Origin of the sequence: Pseudomonas sp. Nvir (genome assembly GCF_963778085.1) — a bacterium.
Taxonomy (GTDB): Bacteria; Pseudomonadota; Gammaproteobacteria; order Pseudomonadales; family Pseudomonadaceae; genus Aquipseudomonas; species Aquipseudomonas juntendi.
In genome coordinates, this window is the sequence record NZ_OY970405.1 from 4,442,150 (window position 1) to 4,462,970 (window position 20,821).

The window sequence follows — 20,821 nt, forward strand, 5'->3', positions numbered from 1 at the left end:
GGTACCTGTGGGAGCTGGCTTGCCGGCGATGGGCTGCACAGCAGCCCCAATAGCAGCCTTGACTCGGCGAGTCTGCAGACCTTAGCCGAGGTTTTCCATGATCTCGTCGGAAATCTGGGCGTTGGAGTAGACGTTCTGCACGTCATCCAGGTCTTCGAGCATGTCGATCAGCTTGAGCACCTTCTCGGCACCCTCGTGGTCAAGTTCGGCACTGGTGGTCGGCTGCATCACGATTTCCGCGTCAGCGGCCTTGAAGCCGGCCTCTTCGAGGGCGGTACGCACGGCATAGAAACTGTTGAACGAGGTGAATACCTCGAACGAACCGTCCTCGTTGGCTACCACGTCGTCGGCATCGGCCTCCATCGCCGCTTCCATCAACGCGTCTTCGTCCACGCCCGGCGCAAAGCTGAGCTGCCCCTTGCGCTCGAACAGGTAGGCCACCGAGCCATCGGTACCGAGGTTGCCGCCACACTTGGTAAAGGCATGGCGCACGGCGGCGGCGGTACGGTTGCGGTTGTCGGTCATGGCTTCGACCATGATCGCCACGCCACCCGGGCCGTAACCTTCGTAGCTGAGCTCTTCGACGTTGTCGCTTTCGTTGGTGCCCGCACCACGGGCCACGGCGCGGTCGATGATGTCGCGGCTCATGTTGGCGCCCAGGGCCTTGTCCAGCGCCAGGCGCAGGCGCGGGTTGGATGCCGGATCAGGGCCGCCCTGCTTGGCAGCAACCGTCAGTTCGCGGATCCACTTGGTGAAGACCTTGCCTCTCTTGGCATCCTGGCGCTCTTTGCGGTGCTTGATGTTCGCCCACTTGGAATGACCAGCCATAACGACTCCGTTTTCCTTGAATCACAAACAGCCCCGCCCCATGACGGGGCGGGACGGGAAAATGCCTGCGCCGAAACGCAAAGGCGCATCCATGTGGATGCGCCCGGGACTGCTTATTCGACCTTGGTCTGTTCACGCAGTCGGATGTGCAGCTCGCGCAGGGCCTTGGCGTCGACCAGGCCAGGGGCCTGGGTCATGACACACGCGGCGCTCTGGGTTTTCGGGAAGGCAATCACTTCACGAATCGACTGGGCGCCAGTCATCAGCATGACCAAGCGGTCCAGGCCGAAGGCCAGGCCACCGTGAGGCGGTGCACCGAACTTCAGGGCGTCGAGCAGGAAGCCGAATTTCTCTTCCTGTTCTTCGGCTTCGATACCCAGCAGGCGGAACACGGCCTGCTGCATCTCTTTGCGATGGATACGGATCGAACCGCCACCCAGCTCGGTACCGTTCAGCACCATGTCGTAGGCACGCGACAGCGCGGTAGCCGGGTTGGCCTCGAGCTCTTGCGGGGTGCACTTCGGCGCGGTGAACGGGTGGTGCAGCGCGGTGAAGCTGCCGTCTTCGTTCTCTTCGAACATCGGGAAGTCGACGACCCACATCGGTGCCCACTCGCATGTCAGCAGCTCGAAGTCGTGGCCCAGGCGGATACGCAGCGCGCCCAGCGCTTCGCTGACCACCTTGAACTTGTCGGCACCGAAGAACACGATGTCGCCGTCTACGGCGCCAACGCGATCGAGGATGGTGTTGAGGTTGGCCTCGGGGATGTTCTTGACGATCGGCGACTGCAGGCCTTCGACACCCTTGGCGCGCTCGTTGACCTTGATGTAGGCCAGGCCCTTGGCACCGTAGATGCCGACGAACTTGGTGTACTCGTCGATCTTGCTGCGCGGCATGCTGGCGCCGCCTGGCAGGCGCAGGGCGGTTACACGGCACTTCGGATCGTTGGCCGGGCCGGCGAACACCTTGAAGTCGACATCCTTGAGCTGGTCGGCAACGTCAACCAGTTCCAGCGGGTTACGCAGGTCTGGCTTGTCGGAACCGTAGCGGCGCATGGCTTCTTCGAAGGTCATGTGCGGGAATTCGCCGAATTCCAGGTCGAGCACTTCCTTGAACAGCTTGCGGATCATGCTTTCGGTCAGGCCCATGATCTCGTTTTCATCGAGGAAGCTGGTCTCGATGTCGATCTGGGTGAATTCCGGCTGGCGGTCGGCACGCAGGTCTTCGTCACGGAAGCACTTGGCGATCTGGTAGTAACGGTCGAAGCCGGCCACCATCAGCAACTGCTTGAACAGCTGTGGCGACTGCGGCAGGGCGAAGAAGCTACCGGCGTGGGTACGGCTAGGCACCAGGTAGTCGCGCGCGCCTTCCGGGGTTGCACGGGTGAGGATTGGGGTTTCGACGTCGAGGAAGCCATTTTCGTCAAGGAAGCGACGGATGCTGCTGGTGATGCGCGAGCGCAGGCGCAGCTTGTCGGCCATTTCCGGGCGACGCAGGTCGATGAAGCGGTAGCGCAGGCGGGTTTCTTCGCCGACGTCGGAGTACTCGTTCAGCGGGAACGGTGGCGTTTCTGCTTCGTTGAGCACGGTCAGCTGGTAGCCGAGGATTTCGATGGCACCGGACGCCATGTTGGCATTCACTGCACCCTCAGGGCGCTTGCGAACCTTACCGGTCAGTTGCACGACGTATTCGCTGCGCACGCGGTCGGCAGCGGCGAAAGTTTCGGCGCGATCCGGGTCGAACACGACCTGGGCCATGCCTTCGCGGTCACGGATGTCGAGGAAGATCACCCCGCCGTGGTCGCGGCGCCGATGGACCCAGCCGCAAAGGGTGACTTCCTGGCCGTCCAGGCTCTCGTTCAGTTGGCCGCAATAATGGCTGCGCATCATGATGGTGGTTTCGCTTCTCGTGATTCGTGTATTCGGTGGAGGCCTTGGCCGCCCGGAGGGCTAATACTGCAAGACCCGGTCACAGCATTCAACTCAGTCGGCCTTGTCGCCGCCTGCCAGATTCTTTTTCGCCCCGGTCTTGAAGTCGGTTTCGTACCAACCATTACCGCTCAGGCGGAAGCCTGGGACCGACAGCAGCTTCTTCAGCGCTGGCGCCTGGCAGGCCGGGCAATCGGTCAGCGGCGCGGCGCTGATCTTCTGCAGCACTTCCATACGGTGCTCGCAGGATCCACATTGATAGTCATACAAGGGCATGGGTGTCTCTCGTCAACCAAAACGCTGGCTGCGGGGGCAGCAAAAAGCGGGATTATATATGGTTAGCAAGCACTGCGCAGCCCGCCAGGCGATCAGCGCGCACTTGGCGGGTTCTGCAGCCACGCCACGCAGATGACCCGGATCAGGCCGCTGAAGTTGCGCACGCCACCCTGGCGCAGGTGGATCTCGCGGTCAACGTAGGACAGCACCGCGCTGACCGAGCAACGGTTGGCGGCGGCAATGCGCTCGAGGATCTGCCAGTAGACGGCCTCCAGGCGCAGGCACGTGGAAAAGCCGTTGAGGCGCACGGAGCGCGACACCGGCTGGATCTGCAACATGTCGAAATCCGCCTTGAACGGATCGATGCACGGTTTCCCCGGCCAACGCCCCTGGCCATTTACACGCTTGCTCGCTTGCATCATGCGCCACACTTCCTCGTCACAGGTACCAGGTGGCCTATGAAGCGCTGATGGGCGCGGTTAAAGCAGCGGCAAAGTGTTCCTGCACAAACACTGATTGTCATGCACGACGCGGCCCCTGTGGGAGCGGGCGAGCCCGCGAACACCGGCGTAGCCGGTGCCAGCCACCGCGCTGGATTCTTCGCGGGCACGCCCGCTCCCACAGGGTCCGCATCGTGCTTATGAATCGAGTTCTCTGCGCGACAGCGCAGCCCGTAGGGCTGTGTTATCTCCCACAGGGTTATGTGACAGCCTGGGTAATTATTTGCCGTCGAGCAAAACCCGCAGCATCCACGCGGTCTTCTCGTGCACCTGCATGCGCTGGGTCAGCAGGTCGGCTGTCGGCTCGTCACTGACCTTGTCGACTACCGGGAAAATACTGCGCGCAGTGCGCACCACAGCCTCCTGCCCTTGCACCAACTGGCGGATCATCTCTTCCGCAGCGGGTACCCCTTCCTCCTCCTTGATGGACGAGTGCCGGGCATAGAATGCGTACGACCCCGGCGCCGGGAAACCCAGGGCCCGGATGCGCTCGGCGATGGAATCCACCGCCAGTGCCAATTCGTTGTACTGCTCTTCGAACATCAGGTGCAGGGTGCGGAACGACGGCCCTGTGACGTTCCAGTGAAAGTTATGGGTTTTCAGATACAGCACGTAGGTATCCGACAACAAGCGGGACAGCCCATCAACGATGGATTTGCGATCTTCTTCACTGATACCGATATCGATTGCCATGAAGTTCCCCTTTGCATAAGGCTTGAGACTCAAGCGGGCGACGACCACTGTAGCAATACTTGGCGCCTGTCGCATGTGACATGGCGCAACACATCGCCCGCCGGGCGGCCTGCGGTTTGAGTAGCCTGCGGCTTTACTGTTAAATAGGCAGCGTGCCACCCGTGCGGACTGTTATTGCCGGGTGCATAGGCTGGCCTGCCACGTGTTTGCGCTCTACACATCATGCGCACCGTGCTGCCCGCTCTTCCTGTGATCGGCCTTATCAACTGTGAGCCAACCCCATGTTCAAGATCGTCCATCTGGTGACGGGCGTGGCAGCTTTGCTGCTATCGCTCATACCCAGCCTGAAAACCGAAGCAACCCCCTTCCTCCTGCAACCCGACGCGGTCTACCTGGCACTGCTTGGCCTGCTCAACCTGGTCCTGGCGCCAGTCGTGCCCCTGTATTACCGAGGCGCGCGCCAGCAACTGCAGCACCTGGCCTGCGCCTTGCTGGTAGTTGCCGTGGTGCTACAGACCCTGACACTGCTGGCCCGCCCGGAAATGGGCAACCTGGCAGCACTGGTCTGCGCCACGCTGGCCGTCGCCCTGCACCTGGCCGTGGGCTTTGCGCGCAGCCCGCGCAAGCCACGCAACAGCCAGCACACCGCCCCAGATACCGGTAACCGCGATACCGGCACCGTGAAGTGGTTCAATACGTCCAAAGGCTTTGGCTTCATTTCCCGTGATTCGGGTGATGATATCTTCGTGCACTTTCGCGCCATTCGCGGGGAGGGTCACCGCATCCTCGTCGAAGGCCAGCGCGTGGAATTCTCGGTGATGCACCGCGACAAAGGCCTGCAGGCCGAGGATGTGGTGGCCGTGACCCGCCGCTGATACCGCCAGCCCCAGCACGAATGCCCCCACAGGCCTGACTACCGCCCTGTGGGGGCCCCTGCACCCGATCAGAACAGTGATCAGCGCATCAATAATGCGGCGGCGGCGCCTCGTCCCCTTCGCTACCGAATTGCCCCACCATCTCTTCATGACGCTTTATCAGCTCGGTCACCTGCAGCTGCAGGCGCTCGATCACCTTCGCCTGCTCTACCACCACATCATTCAATGCCTGGAGGGTGTCATCCTGGAACGCCTGGCGGGTTTCCAGTTCGATCATGCGCATTTCCAGTGACATGTCAGGCCTCCTGATAACCGGCCAGCCCCAGGTCGCGCACACGCTGGCGTACCGCCTGCAGTTCGGCATCGGTATAGGCCACTGGCGGGCACTTGCCCCAGACCGGGGCGGGCCAGGCAGCGTCGTCACGGCGGCGCACGATCACATGCATGTGCAACTGGCTTACCACATTGCCCAAGGTTGCCACGTTCATCTTGTCGGCGCCGTAGCTGGCCTTCAACGCTTCTGCCAACAGGGTGGTCTCCTGCCACAGTTGCTGCTGCTCGTGCACATCCAAATCGAACAACTCACTCACCTCAGCACGCTTGGGCACCAGGATGAACCACGGGTAATTGGCATCCTTGCTCAGCAGCAGCTGGCACAGCGCAAACTCACCCAGCACCAGGGAATCCTGCTGCAGACGCGAATCGAGGACGAACACGGCATATCTCCTTAAGACAAAACGACCCGCATGGCGCGGAAAACATGGGTGGCAAGAATACCCTGCACAATCCCGGTAACACAGCGCTACTTTTCGCACCAAAATGAGGCCATCTACCCACCCCTCCCGCACCTGCCACCCCACAAACGACTCTGGATGAACAAATGGCGGTAACACATTGACTTTTATGAGCGCGCTTTAAATTTTAATGATTCTCGAACTCAACAATAGCAAAACGGCGCTCGACCCCGTGTTTACGGCACTTTCCGACCCTCGGTAGGGGGTTTTGTGAAAATTTCATGAACTGTTGCGAATTTTGAGCACGCTTGTTGCATTCCTTTCACGCCAAGTCGGCACGGCATCTGCAATGGCAGGTGTACGCGACAAATAACAACAGCGGCATTGGTTACCAGGGAGTTTCTTCAGCTGGCGTCGGTAGTTACCGATTCATGGCGGCTAAAGAAGCAGCGCTGGGGTTATACGGCCCTAAATTGGGGCGTGATTTGCGACATGGAAATACCTGAGCGCGACATGGTGGAAAAGTTCCGTAAAGAGTCTCTATCGCCGTATCGCCAAGAACAGTCAGCGTGCTATACATTTTCGCCGACATAACAAGAAAGAGCTGCTCCATATAACTAAAACACTTGGACGCAGCGGTACTCTTCCTAAAAACCAAAGGAGCAAATCACGATGCGCGTGATGAAGTGGAGCATGATCGCCCTGGCCGTTACGGCAGGGACCTCGCAGTTGGCAATGGCCTCCGCACAAGATGAGTCCAAAGGTTTCATCGAAGACAGCAAGCTGAACGTCAAGACCCGCATGCTGTATTTCAGCCGTGACTTCCGCAACAACGCGCCTGGCAGCCAGAGCCGCGTGGAAGAAACCGGCCTTGGCTTCCTGGGCACCTTCGAATCCGGCTTCACCCAAGGCACCGTAGGCTTCGGCGTCGACGCCATCGGCATGCTCGGCCTGAAGCTGGACAGCGGCCGCGGCCGCGCCGGCACCGGCCTGTTCCCGACTGGCTCGGACGGTCGCTCGCAAGATGATTACTCGGAAGCGGGCGGCGCTGTGAAAATGCGCATCTCCAACACCGTACTGAAGTGGGGCGACCAGTTCACCGCACTGCCAGTATTCGCAACCGACGACAGCCGCTTGCTGCCAGAAGTTGCCGAAGGTGGCCTGATCACCAGCAACGAAATCGACGGCCTGACCCTGCACGCTGGTCACTTCACTGCGCTGAACGCCCAGGCCCAGACTTACCACGACAGCCTGCGGCTGACCGAGGCCAATGTCTTTGGTGGCACCTATGCCCTCTCCGACAACCTCAGCACCAGCGTTTACTACTCGCGTGTCGAAGACCACTTCCGCAAGTGGTACGGCAATATCAACTGGGCGCTGCCGATCAGCGACAAGCAAGGCCTGGTGTTCGACTTCAACATCTATGACACCAAGTCCATCGGCAACAACCTGACCGGTGCATTCGTCAGCAAGTCCGACGGCAGCAACGAACTGGACAACATCGCAGCCAGCCTGTCGGCCGCGTACAACGTCGGCGCCCACACCTTCACCCTGGCCTACCAGAAGGTCACCGGTGACGGCGACTACGCCTACGGTGTAGACGGTGGCGGCACGGTCTTCCTGGCCAACTCCGTGGCCCGTTCCGACTTCAACGCCGAAGACGAAAAATCCTGGCAGGCTCGCTACGACCTGAACTTCGCTGAATTCGGCGTACCCGGCCTGACCTTCATGACCCGCTATGTACGTGGTACCGGTGCAACCACCCGCACCACCGACAGCGGCAAGGAATGGGAACGCGACATCGACGTCAAGTACGTGATGCAGAGCGGCCCGGCCAAGGACCTGAGCTTCCGCGTCCGTCAAGCCACCTACCGTTCGGCCGATGGCGTTTACTACGGTTCGCCTTCGATCGACGAACTGCGCCTGATCGTGGAGTACCCGCTGAGCATCCTGTAAGCCTGGCTTGCAGTGCCCCGCACCTGAAAAGCCCGGCGACCTCGCCGGGCTTTTTCTTGGCTGACAAGCGTCACGCCCTGGGGCATCCTGTACGCCTTCGTTTCACCCCCGTACAATGCGGGGCTATTTCAACGTCTTAGGCAATCGACACGGCTAACCATGCGCACCAGTCAATATTTGCTCGCCACCCAGAAAGAAACCCCTGCCGATGCAGTGGTCATCAGCCATCAGCTCATGCTGCGTGCCGGCATGATCCGCAAACTGGCCTCCGGCCTGTACACCTGGCTGCCGATGGGCCTGCGGGTAATGCGCAAGGTCGAGGCCGTGGTACGTGAGGAAATGAACGCCGCCGGTGCCCTCGAAGTGCTGATGCCAAGCATCCAGCCCGCCGAGCTGTGGCAGGAGTCCGGCCGCTGGGAACAATACGGCCCGGAACTGCTGCGCCTCAAAGACCGCCATCAGCGTGACTTCTGTGTCGGCCCAACCCACGAAGAAGTGATCACCGACCTGGCCCGTAACGAGCTGTCCAGCTATAAACAGCTGCCGCTCAACATGTACCAGATCCAGACCAAATTCCGCGATGAAATCCGCCCGCGCTTCGGCCTCATGCGTGGCCGCGAGTTCATCATGAAAGACGCCTACTCGTTCCATGCCGACCAGGCTTCCTTGCAGGAAACCTATGACCGCATGCACCAGGCCTACAGCAACATATTCACGCGCCTGGGCCTGGACTTTCGCCCTGTGCAGGCCGACACCGGCTCGATCGGCGGCAGCTACTCGCATGAATTCCACGTACTGGCCGAGTCTGGCGAAGACGACGTGATCTTCAGCGACAGCTCCGACTACGCCGCCAACATCGAAAAGGCCGAGGCCATCCCACGGGAAACCGTGCGCCCTGCGCCTACTGAAGAGCTGCGCCTGGTCGATACGCCAAACGCCAAGACCATTGCCCAGCTGGTGGAAAACTTCGGCCTGCCGATCGAGAAAACCGTCAAGACCCTGATCGTGCGCGGCGCCGAAGAGGGCAAGCTGGTGGCCCTGATCGTTCGTGGCGACCACGAGCTGAACGAAATCAAGGCCACCAAGCTGGAGCAGGTTGCCGACCCGCTGGTAATGGCCACCGAAGCCGAACTGCGCGAGGCGATCGGTGCCGGCGCCGGCTCGCTGGGCCCACTGAACCTGCCGCTGGAATGCATCATCGACCGCTCGGTGGCGCTGATGAGCGACTTCGGTATTGGTGCCAACATCGATGACAAGCACTATTTCGGCGTGAACTGGGAGCGCGACCTGCCAGTGCCACAGGTAGCCGACCTGCGCAATGTGGTTGAAGGCGACCCGAGCCCGGACGGCCAAGGCACCCTGATCATCAAGCGTGGCATCGAAGTCGGGCATATCTTCCAGCTGGGCACCAAGTACAGCGAGGCGCTGAAGTGCCAGGTGCTGGGCGAGAACGGCAAGCCGGTCGTGCTGTCGATGGGTTGCTACGGCATCGGTGTATCGCGCGTGGTGGCAGCCGCCATCGAGCAGAGCTACGACGACAAAGGCATCATCTGGAACGACGCCCTGGCCCCGTTCCAGATCGCCCTGGTACCGCTGCGCTACGAAACCGAAGCGGTTCGCGAGGCAACCGACAAGCTGTACGCCGAACTGACCGCCGCCGGCTTTGAAGTACTGCTGGACGACCGTGACAAGAAGACCAGCCCCGGCATCAAGTTCGCCGACATGGAGCTGATCGGCATCCCGCACCGCATCGTGGTCAGCGATCGCGGCCTGGCCGAAGGCAACCTGGAGTACAAGCACCGCACCGAGCAGGACGCCCAGCCGTTGCCGCTCAATGAAGTGCTGACCTTCCTGCAGGCCCGCGTTCGCCGCTGATAACCAATGCACGAGTAATCATGTTCAAGCGAAGTACCTTTACCCGGGGGGGCGCTGCACTGTGCGGCGCCCTGCTCGTCAGCGGCTGCGCCAACCAGATGTCCCAGCGCAGCGACCATGAGGAGCGCGTGGAGCGCAAGCTGCTCGCCCACACCCTGCAGATCGATGTCGGCGAGCCGAAGGTGATGGAACTGCCGCAACGGCGTGTGCGCGTGCATGAGCAAAAGCGTTTCGAAGTGACCGAGTTCGAAGTCACCCGCCGCTATGATCGCTACACGCCTTACCAGCCCTGGCGGGAGATCTACGAGATCCCGCTGGGTGCGGTGGCCGTTGTGGCGGGGGTTGGCGCCAACGTGGTCAATGTCTTCGCTTTGGGCAACCTGCCGCAAAGCATGACCCACGACTGGCTCAGCTATGGAGTGGACGGCCTCAACCCGTTCATGAACGTAGCGTCCAATGGCCGCGCCCAGCAGAACCTCGCCGGGATCAGCGAAGTGCAGAAAAGCCAGCGTGAAGAATCCACCAGCATGCCGTGGAGCGAACGCTTGGTCGAGGTCAAGGCTGGCAAAATGACTCACGAGCTGACCACCGACCGTAGCGGCGTACTGCGCCTGAACCTGCTGGACAGCCCGTTTTCGGAGCAGAACCTCAACCACGTCGGCACCCTGCACCTGCAAGTGCTCGACGAGGACAACGGGGTCCGTGGCGACGCCAGCCTGCTGGTCAGCGCCACCCTGCGCAACAAGCTCCATGAGGCCCATGAGCTGATCTTCGATGACCTCGAAGATGACGATGTCAGCCAGTGGGTACACCGGGTCAAGCGCCTGTCCGAGCTGGGCCTTGAAGAAGAAGCCAGCGAAATGGAACAGAGCCTGATCGAGCTGACCCGCAACGACCCGGAGCTGCAGCAGGAGTTTCTGCAGTCGCTGACCAAGGCTACCGGGCGATTGGTGGCTGACCCGGGGGCGCAATAACCCGGCCTCTAGCGCGATTACCCTGTAGGAGCGGCCTTGCGTCGCGATGGGCTGCGCAGCAGCCCCAGGCATTCGGCATTGCTGCTTGAATTGCCGGGGCTGCTGCGCCGACCACCGCGGCGCAAGGCCGCTTCTTTATATAGGCGCAAACAGCTCCAGCTGTTCATGCGCCCCGCGCAGATCGCGCAACCTTACCCCTACCCCCAACAAACGCACCGGCTTGCCACCGCGGGCGAACGCCTGCCCCAGCAATTGCCGGTAACTTTCCAGGTCCCTGCCCGCCCCGGCCTGTTCCAGCGTGGTTTGGCTGAAGTCATGGAACTTGACCTTGACGAAGGGTTTCTCTGGCCGGTAACTGCTGTCCATGCGGGCGATGCGTTCGTTCAGGCTTTCCAGCAGCTCCGGCAAACGCGCCAGGCAACTGGCCAAGTCCGGCAGGTCGGTGTCGTAGGTATTTTCCACGCTGACCGACTGGCGCCGGCTATCGTTGTGCACCGCACGCTCGTCAATACCTCGCGCCAGCCCCCACAACCGCTCACCGAAACTGCCGAACTCGCGCACCAGCGCCAGGCGCGACCAGTCACGCAGTTGCAGGCAGGTTTCGATACCCAGGCGCGTCAGTTTGTCTGCCGTGACTTTGCCCACGCCGTGCAGCCTGGCCACTGGCAAGGCCGCAACGAATGCCTCGACCTCATCGGGGGTAATCACGAACAGCCCGTTGGGCTTGCGCCAGTCGCTGGCGATCTTGGCCAGGAACTTGTTTGGCGCCACCCCCGCCGACACGGTGATATGCAGGGTACGCGCGACTCGCCGGCGAATATCCTCGGCAATACGGGTAGCGCTGCCCGAATACCATTGGCTGTCGCTGACATCCAGGTAGGCCTCGTCCAACGACAAGGGCTCGATCAGCTCGGTGTAGTCACGAAAGATGGCATGAATTTCCCGCGAGGCTTCGCGATAGGCCTCGAAACGCGGCTTGACGATCAACAAGTCCGGGCACAGTTTCAGCGCGTGGCGCGATGCCATGGCCGAGCGCACACCGTAGGCACGCGCTTCATAATTACAGGTGGCGATCACGCCACGGCGCTCTGCCGAGCCGCCCACTGCCATGGGCCGCCCGGCCAGGCGCGGGTCGTCACGCATCTCGATCGCGGCATAGAAGCAATCGCAGTCAACGTGGATGATCTTGCGCAAAGACATGGATGACCGTCAGCACTGTAAATTCATACAGATAGTATCGCATGGGGCCGCCCGTTCAACAGCTGACCCGCATGCCCACGCGATAATCGGCCTGAAAGGCCCGCCGCGCCTGAGCCGCATGCAGGTGTGATGCGCTAAGGGTTTGAACAAAAAAGGTTTTTTCAAAACAATTGCTTGACACCAGCGCGCAAATCCGTAAAATTCGATCTCACAGGCGCGGGATGGAGCAGCCTGGTAGCTCGTCGGGCTCATAACCCGAAGGTCGTCGGTTCAAATCCGGCTCCCGCAACCAGTTTCGAGAAAAGGCCACTGTTCACGCAGTGGCCTTTTTCTTTGCCCATGAAAAAGCGATTTTTCAAAAAGTCTCGGTAAATCAAAAAGTAGCGCTTGACACACACGCTGCAAACTGTAGAATTCGCCCCACTGACGCGGGATGGAGCAGCCTGGTAGCTCGTCGGGCTCATAACCCGAAGGTCGTCGGTTCAAATCCGGCTCCCGCAACCAGATTCAAGATAAGGCCACTGTTAACACAGTGGCCTTTTTCTTTGCGCTTGAAAAAGGTCTGGAGCCGGAGCGTGAAAACACTTGACACCAGACCGGCAAACTGTAGAATGCGCACCTCTGACGCGGGATGGAGCAGCCTGGTAGCTCGTCGGGCTCATAACCCGAAGGTCGTCGGTTCAAATCCGGCTCCCGCAACCATATTCGTCAGAACAAACCCCGCCTGTGTAACAGCAGCGCGGGGTTTGTTGCGTTTGTCTCCTGCCACTCGTATGACCGGGTCTACCGACCCAACCTGCGGTGTTGAGGGCTCATCCTCAGGATGAACTATCTTTAACGCTGCCGGACGACTGCAAGTCATGTTGTCCGGAGTAATATCCGGATACGTTTTCCAAAGGGACTTTCACTTGGCCGCACCTCTCCTCCACCTCGCGCTGCTAGCCCGGGGCAATTCATGACTACGCACAACCCCGAACCCCAGGTACCGCTCGCCACGGTGCTGCCAGGTGCGGTACAGCGCCTGCCGTTGCTCGAACGCCTGAGCCGCTACCGCCAGCCCATCGGCCTTGCGGTGACCCTGCTGCTGTTCACCATGGCCCTGATCGCTTGCCGCCACTTGCTCAGCGAGCTGGACATCTACGCCTTGCACGACGCCATGCTCAGTGTGCCGGCGCAGTCGTTGCTGGGCGCTTTTGTCGCGACGGTGGTCGGCTTCGTGATCCTGCTGGGCTATGAGTGGTCGGCCAGCCGCTATGCCGGGGTGAAGCTGCCGGCACCTACCCTGGTGCTGGGTGGTTTCAGTGCGTTCGCCATCGGCAACGCCATCGGCCTGTCGATGCTCTCGGGCGGCTCGGTGCGCTACCGCTTGTACGCCCGCCATGGGCTGGGCGCTGGCGAGGTCGCACGCATGACCGTTTTTGCCAGCCTGTCGCTGGGCTGCGCGCTTCCGCCCCTGGCCGCCCTGGCGACCTTGAGCGATCTGCGGGCTGCATCCAGCGCACTTGGCCTGGCCCAGGGCCTGCTGGCAGGCATCGCCAGTGCGGTGCTGGTCGCCTCTGCCCTGCTGGTCATCGGCTTGTACCGTCGGCGCCTTGCCGAACAGCCACTGGCCAATAACCTGCTGGTGCAACTGGGGCGCCGCACCTTGCGCCTGCCGGATGCCCGCCTGACTGCCCTGCAACTGCTGATCACTGCACTGGATGTGGCAGCTGCCGCTACCGTGCTGTACCTGCTGCTGCCCGAAGCGCCCCCGTTCGGCGCGTTCGTGCTGGTGTATCTGCTGGCCTTGGCGGCAGGTGTGCTCAGCCATGTACCGGGCGGGGTCGGGGTGTTCGAGGCGATTCTGCTGGCGGCCTTTGCCAACCAGCTGGGTGCGGCGCCGCTGGCTGCCGCATTGCTGCTGTACCGGTTGATCTACGTAGTGGTGCCGCTGCTGCTGGCCTGCGTGTTGCTGTTGGCGAACGAAGCCCGGCGCCTGCTGTTCGCCCAGCAGGCCATGAAGGCCGCCTCGGGCCTGGCTGCGCCTATCCTGTCGATCCTGGTGTTCCTGTCCGGTGTGGTGTTGCTGTTCTCCGGCGCCACCCCGGAAATCGACACGCGCCTGGAGCACATGGGCTTTCTGGTGCCACACCGGCTGATCGATGCATCGCACTTCGGCGCCAGCCTGATCGGCGTGCTGTGCCTGCTGCTGGCCCAAGGCCTGCGTCGGCGCCTGTCGGCCGCCTGGATGCTGACAATCGTATTGTTGCTGGTCGGTGCCCTGCTGTCGTTGCTCAAAGGCTTCGACTGGGAAGAGGCCAGCCTGCTGACCTTTACTGCCACCTTGCTCGCCGTGTTCCGGCGCTCGTTCTACCGCCCCAGCCGGTTGATGGAGCTGCCGTTCTCGCCGGTATTTCTGGTCGCAAGTGCCTGTGTTGTCGGGGCCTCGGTGTGGCTGCTGCTGTTCGCCTACCAGGATGTGCCCTACAGCCATCAGCTGTGGTGGCAGTTTACCCTCGACGCCGACGCCCCCCGCGGCCTGCGCGCCGCCATGGGCAGCGCCTTGCTGTTGGCGGCCCTGGCACTGACCTGGCTGCTGCGCACCGCACCACCGGTGATCCACCTGCCTGACGAAGAAGAACTGCAGCGTGCCAACCGCATTCTGCTGGCTTCCGACCAGCCTGACGGCGGCCTGGCACTCACCGGCGACAAGGCCTTGCTGTTCCACCCACGGGACAATGCATTCCTCATGTACGCCCGGCGCGGCCGTAGCCTGGTGGCACTGTACGACCCGATCGGCCCGGCCCAGGAACGGGCCGAGATGATCTGGCAGTTCCGCGACCTGTGCGACCTGCACCATGCGCGGCCGGTGTTCTACCAGGTACGCGCGGAAAATCTGCCGTTTTACATGGACATTGGCCTGACCGCGCTGAAACTGGGTGAAGAGGCCCGGGTCGACTTGCGCCGCTTCGACCTCGAAGCCAAGGGCAAGGAAATGAAGGACCTGCGTTATACCTGGAACCGCGGCGGACGCGATGGCCTGAGCCTGGAAATCCACGAGCCTGGCCAAGCCCCACTGGCAGAACTGAAGGAAATCTCCGATGCCTGGCTCGGCGGCAAGAACGTACGCGAGAAAGGCTTCTCGCTGGGGCGCTTCAGCCCGGACTACTTGCAGCACTTCCGGATTGCCCTGATTCGCTTCCAGGGCCGCCCGGTGGCCTTTGCCAACCTGCTGGAAACCCACAGCCACGAACTGGCCAGCCTGGACCTGATGCGCGCCCACCCCGAGGCCCCCAAGCTGACCATGGAGTACATGATGATCGGCTTGATCTTGCACTATAAAAGCCGTGACTACGGGCGCTTCAGCCTGGGTATGGTGCCGCTCTCCGGCCTGCAGCCACGGCGTGGCGCGCCATTGACCCAGCGCCTGGGCTCACTGGTGTTCCGCCGTGGTGAGCAGCTTTACAACTTCCAGGGGCTCCGGCGCTTCAAGGACAAGTTCCAACCGGACTGGGAACCCCGCTACATGGCCGTGCCAGCCGGGCTCGACCCGCTGGTGGCACTGGCCGACACTGCCGCCCTCATTGCTGGCGGCCTGACTGGATTGGTGAAACGTTGATGACCCGACGCTATTGGCTGTACCTGCTGGTTCCCCTGTTGCTGGCTGCCCTGGGTGGCGGGCTGGCGTTCTGGCTGTGGACGCGCCCTGCCCCAGAGGCGCACCTGGAACAAATGAGCATCAATGACACCCCCATTACCCGGGTGACGCCAGGCGTGCACCCCAAAGTCAGCGTGGCCATCGGCGTGCCTCAGGACCAGGCGCTGAGCGACAAGCAACTGCTGGACCTGGCCCAGGCTGGCGAAGCGCAGCTGGTGCAGGTGATCCTGCCACCGAACGATTGCAGCAAGCAGCAACAGGCGCTGGACCAGGCCCTGAAGCAATTGCCGGCAAAACCCGACGTGGTCGCCGGTATCGGACCTGGTGCCGCCCAGGCCTGGCGCTGGCTGGCCGGGCAGAGCGATGACAAGGCCCGCGCCATTTCCGTAGGCTTTGCCCTTGAGCAGCCCGGCTGCCAGGCGCCGTTGCCCAAATCGGCGGTGCATGGCCACTGGAGCGTGGCCTGGAACGACAACCCGGACGACGCCAGCGCCGCCTTCGTGCGTGACCAGGCCAATGCCGAAACCAGCATCAGCGATTACGACATCCACCTGCCGCAGGTGCTCAAGGCGCAACTGACCCAGGCCTTGCTCGGCCGCGATGGCAACGCGCTGCCAGTCCCGGTCGTCGAGGTGCCGGCCGGGCAAACCACCGATACCGTCACCCTGTTCCTTTCCGGCGACGGCGGCTGGCGCGACCTGGACCGCGACGTCGCCGGCGAAATGGCCAAGCTGGGCTACCCGGTGGTGGGCATCGACACACTGCGCTATTACTGGCAGCACAAAACCCCCGAGCAAAGCGCTGCCGACCTGTCCGAACTGATGCAGCACTATCGCCAGAAATGGGGCACCAAGCGCTTCGTGCTTGCCGGCTATTCATTCGGTGCCGACGTACTGCCGGCGATCTACAACCGCCTGCCGGCCGAAGACCAGCAGCGTATCGACGCCGTGGTGCTGCTGGCCTTTGCCCGCAGTGGCAGTTTCGAAATCGAAGTCGAGGGCTGGCTAGGCAAGGAAGGCCAGGAAGCGCCAACCGGGCCGGAAATGGCCAAGCTGCCTGCCTCCAAGGTGGTGTGTGTGTATGGCGTCGAGGAAGCTGACGAAAGCGGCTGCACCGATGGCACGGCTGTTGGCGAGCGCATGAAACTGCCCGGCGGCCACCACTTCGACGAGAACTACCCGGCGCTGGCCAAGCGCTTGATTGGTGAGATCGAGACGCGCCAAGGCAAGGCAAGCGTGGCTGAGCAGAACTGACAAAAATCGGCGCCGCTTTGCGGCCCATCGCTGGCAAGCCAGGCTCCCACAGGGATCGCCTTAGGGCTGACAGGTGTTTGCCACAAGGTATGGCAGCGCCTGTTAGAGCGAGCGCCGCCCGCGCGGCGCAATCGCGAGCTGCGCTCGCTCCTACGTTTGTTTCGGGCCAATTATTTTTGTGGGATTCGCGCGCGAACGCCTTGGTGCATGCCTCAATATCGCGCCGTACAAACAAGGCGGCCGCGCGCGCCTGTCACAGGCGTTACTGGCCCGAAACAAACGTAGGAGCGAGCGCAGCTCGCGATTGCGCCGCGCGGGCGGCGCTCGATCTCACAGGCGCTGAAGATGCTCCGGCTACCCTTGCCAGGAACCATAGAATCTCCCACAGGGACCGCGCCATGTTGAATATCAGCGCAGTACTTGTGGGAGCCTGGCTTGCCAGCGATGGGCTGCAAAGCAGCCCCTTGCCAATCAGATCTCGACCTGGGTCCCCAGCTCGATCACCCGGTTCAGCGGCAGGTTGAAGAAGCGCAGGTTGCCGTTGGCATTCTTCAGCAGGAAGGCGAACAGGTTGCCACGCCAGCGCGACATCCCCTCGAGCCGTGAGGCGATCACCGTCTCACGGCTGAGGAAGTACGTGGTGCGCATAGGGGTGAAGTCCAGGCCATCCAGATGGCACAGTTTCAACGCCGCCGGTACGTCCGGCTCGTCCATGAAGCCAAAATGCAGCAGCACGCGGAAGAAGCCGTCACCATAGGCTTCCACTTCGAAGCGCTCGTGCTCCGGCACCCGCGGCCGGTCCTCGCTGACCACCGTCAACAACACCACCTGGCTATGCAGCACCTGGTTGTGCAGCATGTTGTGCAGTAGCGCATGCGGCACGGCATCGGAACGCGCGGTCAGGAACACCGCCGTGCCTTCGACCCGGTGCGGTGGCTGAATGCGGATACTGCTGATGAACAACGGCAGCGGCAATGCCCCTTCGTCGATGCGCTCGACCAAGATCTGCTTGCCACGTTTCCAGGTGCTCATCAGCAGGTACAGCACGCCCCCGGCCAGCACCGGGAAAGCGCCACCCTGGACAATTTTCGGCACGTTGGCGGCAAAGAACAGCCCGTCGACCAGCAGGAAACCGACCAGAATCGGCACCGCCAGCAGCGGCGGCCACTTCCACAGCAGCAGCATCACCGCCGACACCAGGATCGTGGTCATCAGCATGGTCCCGGTTACCGCAACACCGTAGGCTGCCGCCAGCGCCCCGGAGGACTCGAAACCGATCACCAGCAGTACCACACCCACCATCAGGGTCCAGTTCACCGCACCGATATAGATCTGCCCTTGCTCGTCGCTGGAGGTGTGCTGGATCTGCATGCGCGGGATATAACCCAGCTGGATGGCCTGGCGGGTCAAGGAGAAGGCCCCGGAAATCACTGCCTGCGAGGCGATCACCGTGGCCAGGGTGGCCAGGCCGACCAACGGCAACAACGCCCAGCCCGGTGCCAGCAGGTAGAACGGGTTACGGGCCGCATCCGGATCCTGCAGCAGGAGCGCGCCCTGGCCAAAATAGTTGAGCACCAGCGCCGGCAGCACCAGGATGAACCAGGCACGGGCGATAGGCTTGCGGCCAAAATGGCCCATGTCGGCATACAATGCCTCGGCACCGGTCAGCGCCAGCACCACCGCCCCCAGAATGGCCACGCCCATCCCCGGGTGCACCACGAAGAAGTTGACCGCCCAGCCGGGGTTGAAGGCCTTGAGCACTTCCGGGCTTTGCGAAATGCCGTGCACGCCCAGTGCACCGAGCACCACGAACCAGGTGACCATGATCGGGCCGAACAGCTTGCCGATCTTCTCGGTACCGTGCTTCTGCACCAGGAACAGGGCCACCAGCACCACCAGCGAAATCGGCACCACCCAGTGGTCGATACCGTCGAACGCCAGGCCCATGCCCTCTACCGCCGACAGCACCGACACCGCCGGGGTGATCATGCTGTCACCATAGAACAGCGAAGCGCCGATCAGGCCACAGATCACCATCAGTGTGCGCAGCCGCGGGTAGGCCGCCGTAGCCCGCCGCGCCAGCGCAGTCAGGGCCATGGTGCCGCCCTCGCCCTGGTTGTCGGCGCGCAGGATGAACATCACGTACTTGAACGACACCACCCACAGCAGCGACCAGAGGATCAGCGACAGGATCCCCAGTACGCCGTCATGGTTGACCGGCACCCCATAACCACCGGTAAAGACTTCCTTCAGGGTATACAGCGGGCTGGTGCCGATATCGCCATAAACCACCCCGACCGCTGCCACGAGCAGGCCCAGCGACCGCGTCGCACCCTGCTTACCCTCGTGCCCGCCCTCAGCGTGACTGCTTGCCTGAACCATCGACCACTCCCGCAGACGGCCATTACGGCCTTTCAGTATTCACTCTGCGACCAAGCACTCACTGCAGCTTGGCGCAACGGCGCGAAGCATAGCGCAGCGTTCGTCGTATTTCTGCTGGTCAAGCGTCCCTGCGCTCGCTAGAATTGCGCACTTTTTGATCAGAGGCGCCAAAAGCGCCCGTCAAGATCGCCCCCGATTCCGGCCGGGCGACCTGCATTCAATACCGAGGTTAGTCATGTCCACCACGCCCGCCACCCCCAAGGTAGGTTTCGTAAGCCTGGGTTGCCCCAAAGCCCTGGTCGATTCCGAGCGCATCCTGACCCAGCTGCGCATGGAAGGCTATGAAGTCGTGCCCACCTACGAGGATGCCGACGTGGTGGTGGTCAACACCTGCGGCTTCATCGACAGTGCCAAGGCCGAATCGCTGGAAGTCATCGGCGAAGCGATCAAGGAAAACGGCAAGGTCATCGTGACCGGCTGCATGGGCGTTGAAGAAGGCAACATCCGTGACGTGCACCCAAGCGTGCTGTCGGTCACAGGCCCGCAACAGTACGAGCAGGTGGTCAACGCCGTGCACGAAGTGGTGCCACCCCGCCAGGACCACAACCCGCTGATCGACCTGGTACCGCCACAAGGGGTCAAGTTGACCCCGCGCCACTACGCCTACCTGAAAATTTCCGAAGGCTGCAACCACAGCTGCAGCTTCTGCATCATCCCGTCGATGCGCGGCAAGCTGGTCAGCCGCCCGGTGGGCGAAGTGCTGAGCGAGGCCGAGCGCCTGGTGAAGGCCGGGGTCAAGGAGATCCTGGTGATTTCCCAGGACACCAGCGCCTATGGCGTTGACGTCAAGTACAAGACCGACTTCTGGAACGGCCGCCCGGTCAAGACCCGCATGCTTGAACTGTGCGAAGCACTGAGCAGCCTGGGTGCCTGGGTGCGCCTGCACTACGTGTACCCTTACCCGAATGTCGACGATGTGATCCCGTTGATGGCGGCCGGCAAGATCCTGCCGTACCTGGACATTCCGTTCCAGCATGCCAGCCCGAAAGTGCTCAAGTCGATGAAGCGCCCGGCTTTCGAAGACCGTACCCTGGCACGCATCAAGCAGTGGCGCGAACAGTGCCCCGAACTGGTGATCCGTTCCACCTTCATCGTCGGCTTCCCCGGCGAAACCGAAGAAGACTTCCAGTACCTGCTGGACTGGCTAACCGAAGCCCAGCTCGACCGCGTGGGCTGCTTCCAGTACTCGCCGGTGGAAGGCGCCCCGGCCAACGACCTGGGCCTGGATGAAGTGCCGGACGACATCAAGCAGGACCGTTGGGACCGTTTCATGGCCCACCAGCAGGCCATCAGCGCTGCCCGCCTGCAACTGCGCATCGGCAAGGAGATCGAAGTGCTGATCGACGAAGTCGAGGCGCAAGGTTCGGTAGGCCGCAGCTTCTTCGATGCCCCGGAAATCGACGGCAGCGTGTTCATCGATGGCGACCATGGCTTCAAGCCAGGCGACAAGGTTCGTTGCCGGGTGGTAGACGCCGACGAATACGACATGTGGGCCGAGCCGGTCTGACACCCACGCAGTACGCTGCGCACCATCGCCGGCCAGCAGCTCCTTTACCAGGGAGCTGCCCGGCCGATGATGGGCCGCGCAGGCGCACCGGCAATCCTTGGGCCTGTTGCGCTTTTAGCATCTATCGTTTCCTCAGCCCCAGA

16 protein-coding genes and 3 tRNA genes are annotated in these 20,821 nt (G+C 62.1%); 10 read left to right on the plus strand and 9 right to left on the minus strand.

The window, feature by feature from the left end; genetic code table 11:
* Positions 1–81: 81 nt before the first annotated feature.
* The 5 genes from AACG97_RS21460 to AACG97_RS21480 all read right to left on the minus strand — a co-directional run bounded on the left by AACG97_RS21460 (position 82) and on the right by AACG97_RS21480 (position 4,225).
* The gene (locus AACG97_RS21460; RefSeq protein ID WP_009684049.1) at positions 82–828 is read right to left on the minus strand and encodes a YebC/PmpR family DNA-binding transcriptional regulator; all 747 of its coding nucleotides are present in this window, start codon (positions 826–828) and stop codon (positions 82–84) included.
* A 113-nt stretch (positions 829–941) separates the two neighbouring features.
* Complete coding sequence (gene aspS, locus AACG97_RS21465; RefSeq protein WP_029888030.1) at positions 942–2,717, minus strand: aspartate--tRNA ligase; 1,776 nt, start codon at positions 2,715–2,717, stop codon at positions 942–944.
* Between the two features lie 93 nt (positions 2,718–2,810).
* Entirely contained in the window at positions 2,811–3,032 is a 222-nt protein-coding gene (locus AACG97_RS21470) for an FmdB family zinc ribbon protein (protein ID WP_009684047.1), read from the minus strand.
* Between the two features lie 92 nt (positions 3,033–3,124).
* Complete coding sequence (locus AACG97_RS21475) at positions 3,125–3,454, minus strand: ribbon-helix-helix domain-containing protein (protein WP_009684046.1); 330 nt, start codon at positions 3,452–3,454, stop codon at positions 3,125–3,127.
* Positions 3,455–3,751: 297 nt separating this feature from the next.
* The gene (locus AACG97_RS21480; RefSeq protein ID WP_009684045.1) at positions 3,752–4,225 is read right to left on the minus strand and encodes a Dps family protein; all 474 of its coding nucleotides are present in this window, start codon (positions 4,223–4,225) and stop codon (positions 3,752–3,754) included.
* Between the two features lie 281 nt (positions 4,226–4,506).
* On the opposite strand from AACG97_RS21480, the gene AACG97_RS21485 reads away from it, so the two are divergent.
* Positions 4,507–5,100, plus strand: a complete 594-nt coding sequence (locus AACG97_RS21485) for a cold-shock protein (protein WP_009684044.1) — start codon at positions 4,507–4,509, stop codon at positions 5,098–5,100.
* 88 nt (positions 5,101–5,188) lie between these two features.
* Here the strand turns inward: AACG97_RS21485 and AACG97_RS21490 are convergent, their stop codons facing one another.
* Both AACG97_RS21490 and AACG97_RS21495 read right to left on the minus strand, forming a co-directional pair.
* Positions 5,189–5,395 carry a SlyX family protein gene (locus AACG97_RS21490; RefSeq protein ID WP_009684043.1) on the minus strand — a complete coding sequence of 69 codons (207 nt, stop codon included), beginning with the start codon at positions 5,393–5,395 and terminating at the stop codon, positions 5,189–5,191.
* Position 5,396: 1 nt separating this feature from the next.
* Positions 5,397–5,816, minus strand: a complete 420-nt coding sequence (locus AACG97_RS21495) for an HIT family protein (RefSeq protein ID WP_009684042.1) — start codon at positions 5,814–5,816, stop codon at positions 5,397–5,399.
* A gap of 690 nt (positions 5,817–6,506) precedes the next feature.
* Here AACG97_RS21495 and AACG97_RS21500 point away from each other — a divergent pair.
* From AACG97_RS21500 to AACG97_RS21510, 3 genes are all read left to right on the plus strand, one after another.
* Entirely contained in the window at positions 6,507–7,790 is a 1,284-nt protein-coding gene (locus tag AACG97_RS21500) for an OprD family porin (RefSeq protein WP_009684041.1), read from the plus strand.
* Positions 7,791–7,949: 159 nt separating this feature from the next.
* Positions 7,950–9,665: a proline--tRNA ligase gene (locus AACG97_RS21505; protein ID WP_009684040.1), complete on the plus strand. Its 1,716-nt coding sequence runs from the start codon at positions 7,950–7,952 to the stop codon at positions 9,663–9,665.
* A 20-nt stretch (positions 9,666–9,685) separates the two neighbouring features.
* On the plus strand, positions 9,686–10,639 hold the full coding sequence (locus AACG97_RS21510) for a hypothetical protein (RefSeq protein ID WP_009684039.1): 954 nt from the start codon (positions 9,686–9,688) through the stop codon (positions 10,637–10,639).
* A 135-nt stretch (positions 10,640–10,774) separates the two neighbouring features.
* Here AACG97_RS21510 and dinB read toward each other — a convergent pair whose 3' ends face one another.
* Positions 10,775–11,833, minus strand: a complete 1,059-nt coding sequence (gene dinB / locus AACG97_RS21515; protein ID WP_161892868.1) for a DNA polymerase IV — start codon at positions 11,831–11,833, stop codon at positions 10,775–10,777.
* A 221-nt stretch (positions 11,834–12,054) separates the two neighbouring features.
* On the opposite strand from dinB, the gene AACG97_RS21520 reads away from it, so the two are divergent.
* The 5 genes from AACG97_RS21520 to AACG97_RS21540 all read left to right on the plus strand — a co-directional run bounded on the left by AACG97_RS21520 (position 12,055) and on the right by AACG97_RS21540 (position 16,729).
* Positions 12,055–12,131: transfer RNA gene (locus AACG97_RS21520), tRNA-Met, on the plus strand.
* A gap of 135 nt (positions 12,132–12,266) precedes the next feature.
* Positions 12,267–12,343 (plus strand) — tRNA-Met (locus tag AACG97_RS21525).
* Between the two features lie 121 nt (positions 12,344–12,464).
* Positions 12,465–12,541 (plus strand) — tRNA-Met (locus tag AACG97_RS21530).
* Between the two features lie 253 nt (positions 12,542–12,794).
* Positions 12,795–15,437 (plus strand): bifunctional lysylphosphatidylglycerol flippase/synthetase MprF, encoded by a 2,643-nt coding sequence (gene mprF, locus AACG97_RS21535; protein WP_054881230.1) that lies wholly within the window; start codon positions 12,795–12,797, stop codon positions 15,435–15,437.
* Positions 15,437–16,729 (plus strand): virulence factor family protein, encoded by a 1,293-nt coding sequence (locus AACG97_RS21540; protein WP_009684693.1) that lies wholly within the window; start codon positions 15,437–15,439, stop codon positions 16,727–16,729. Before mprF ends, AACG97_RS21540 begins: the two co-directional genes overlap by 1 nt.
* A 471-nt stretch (positions 16,730–17,200) precedes the next feature.
* On the opposite strand, the gene AACG97_RS21545 is transcribed toward AACG97_RS21540, so the two are convergent.
* Positions 17,201–19,111 (minus strand): potassium transporter Kup, encoded by a 1,911-nt coding sequence (locus AACG97_RS21545; protein ID WP_009682553.1) that lies wholly within the window; start codon positions 19,109–19,111, stop codon positions 17,201–17,203.
* Between the two features lie 235 nt (positions 19,112–19,346).
* On the opposite strand from AACG97_RS21545, the gene rimO reads away from it, so the two are divergent.
* The gene (gene rimO / locus AACG97_RS21550; protein WP_009682554.1) at positions 19,347–20,678 is read left to right on the plus strand and encodes a 30S ribosomal protein S12 methylthiotransferase RimO; all 1,332 of its coding nucleotides are present in this window, start codon (positions 19,347–19,349) and stop codon (positions 20,676–20,678) included.
* The last annotated feature ends 143 nt before the right edge of the window (positions 20,679–20,821 follow it).

What these genes read in the sequence shown, in the direction of transcription:
- AACG97_RS21460 (WP_009684049.1), bottom strand. Translation starts at nt 828, where the DNA reads ATGGCTGGTCATTCCAAGTGGGCGAACATCAAGCACCGCAAAGAGCGC.
- aspS (WP_029888030.1), bottom strand. Translation starts at nt 2,717, where the DNA reads ATGATGCGCAGCCATTATTGCGGCCAACTGAACGAGAGCCTGGACGGC.
- AACG97_RS21470 (WP_009684047.1), bottom strand. Translation starts at nt 3,032, where the DNA reads ATGCCCTTGTATGACTATCAATGTGGATCCTGCGAGCACCGTATGGAA.
- AACG97_RS21475 (WP_009684046.1), bottom strand. Translation starts at nt 3,454, where the DNA reads ATGATGCAAGCGAGCAAGCGTGTAAATGGCCAGGGGCGTTGGCCGGGG.
- AACG97_RS21480 (WP_009684045.1), bottom strand. Translation starts at nt 4,225, where the DNA reads ATGGCAATCGATATCGGTATCAGTGAAGAAGATCGCAAATCCATCGTT.
- AACG97_RS21485 (WP_009684044.1), top strand. Translation starts at nt 4,507, where the DNA reads ATGTTCAAGATCGTCCATCTGGTGACGGGCGTGGCAGCTTTGCTGCTA.
- AACG97_RS21490 (WP_009684043.1), bottom strand. Translation starts at nt 5,395, where the DNA reads ATGTCACTGGAAATGCGCATGATCGAACTGGAAACCCGCCAGGCGTTC.
- AACG97_RS21500 (WP_009684041.1), top strand. Translation starts at nt 6,507, where the DNA reads ATGCGCGTGATGAAGTGGAGCATGATCGCCCTGGCCGTTACGGCAGGG.
- AACG97_RS21505 (WP_009684040.1), top strand. Translation starts at nt 7,950, where the DNA reads ATGCGCACCAGTCAATATTTGCTCGCCACCCAGAAAGAAACCCCTGCC.
- AACG97_RS21510 (WP_009684039.1), top strand. Translation starts at nt 9,686, where the DNA reads ATGTTCAAGCGAAGTACCTTTACCCGGGGGGGCGCTGCACTGTGCGGC.
- mprF (WP_054881230.1), top strand. Translation starts at nt 12,795, where the DNA reads ATGACTACGCACAACCCCGAACCCCAGGTACCGCTCGCCACGGTGCTG.
- AACG97_RS21540 (WP_009684693.1), top strand. Translation starts at nt 15,437, where the DNA reads ATGACCCGACGCTATTGGCTGTACCTGCTGGTTCCCCTGTTGCTGGCT.
- AACG97_RS21545 (WP_009682553.1), bottom strand. Translation starts at nt 19,111, where the DNA reads ATGGTTCAGGCAAGCAGTCACGCTGAGGGCGGGCACGAGGGTAAGCAG.
- rimO (WP_009682554.1), top strand. Translation starts at nt 19,347, where the DNA reads ATGTCCACCACGCCCGCCACCCCCAAGGTAGGTTTCGTAAGCCTGGGT.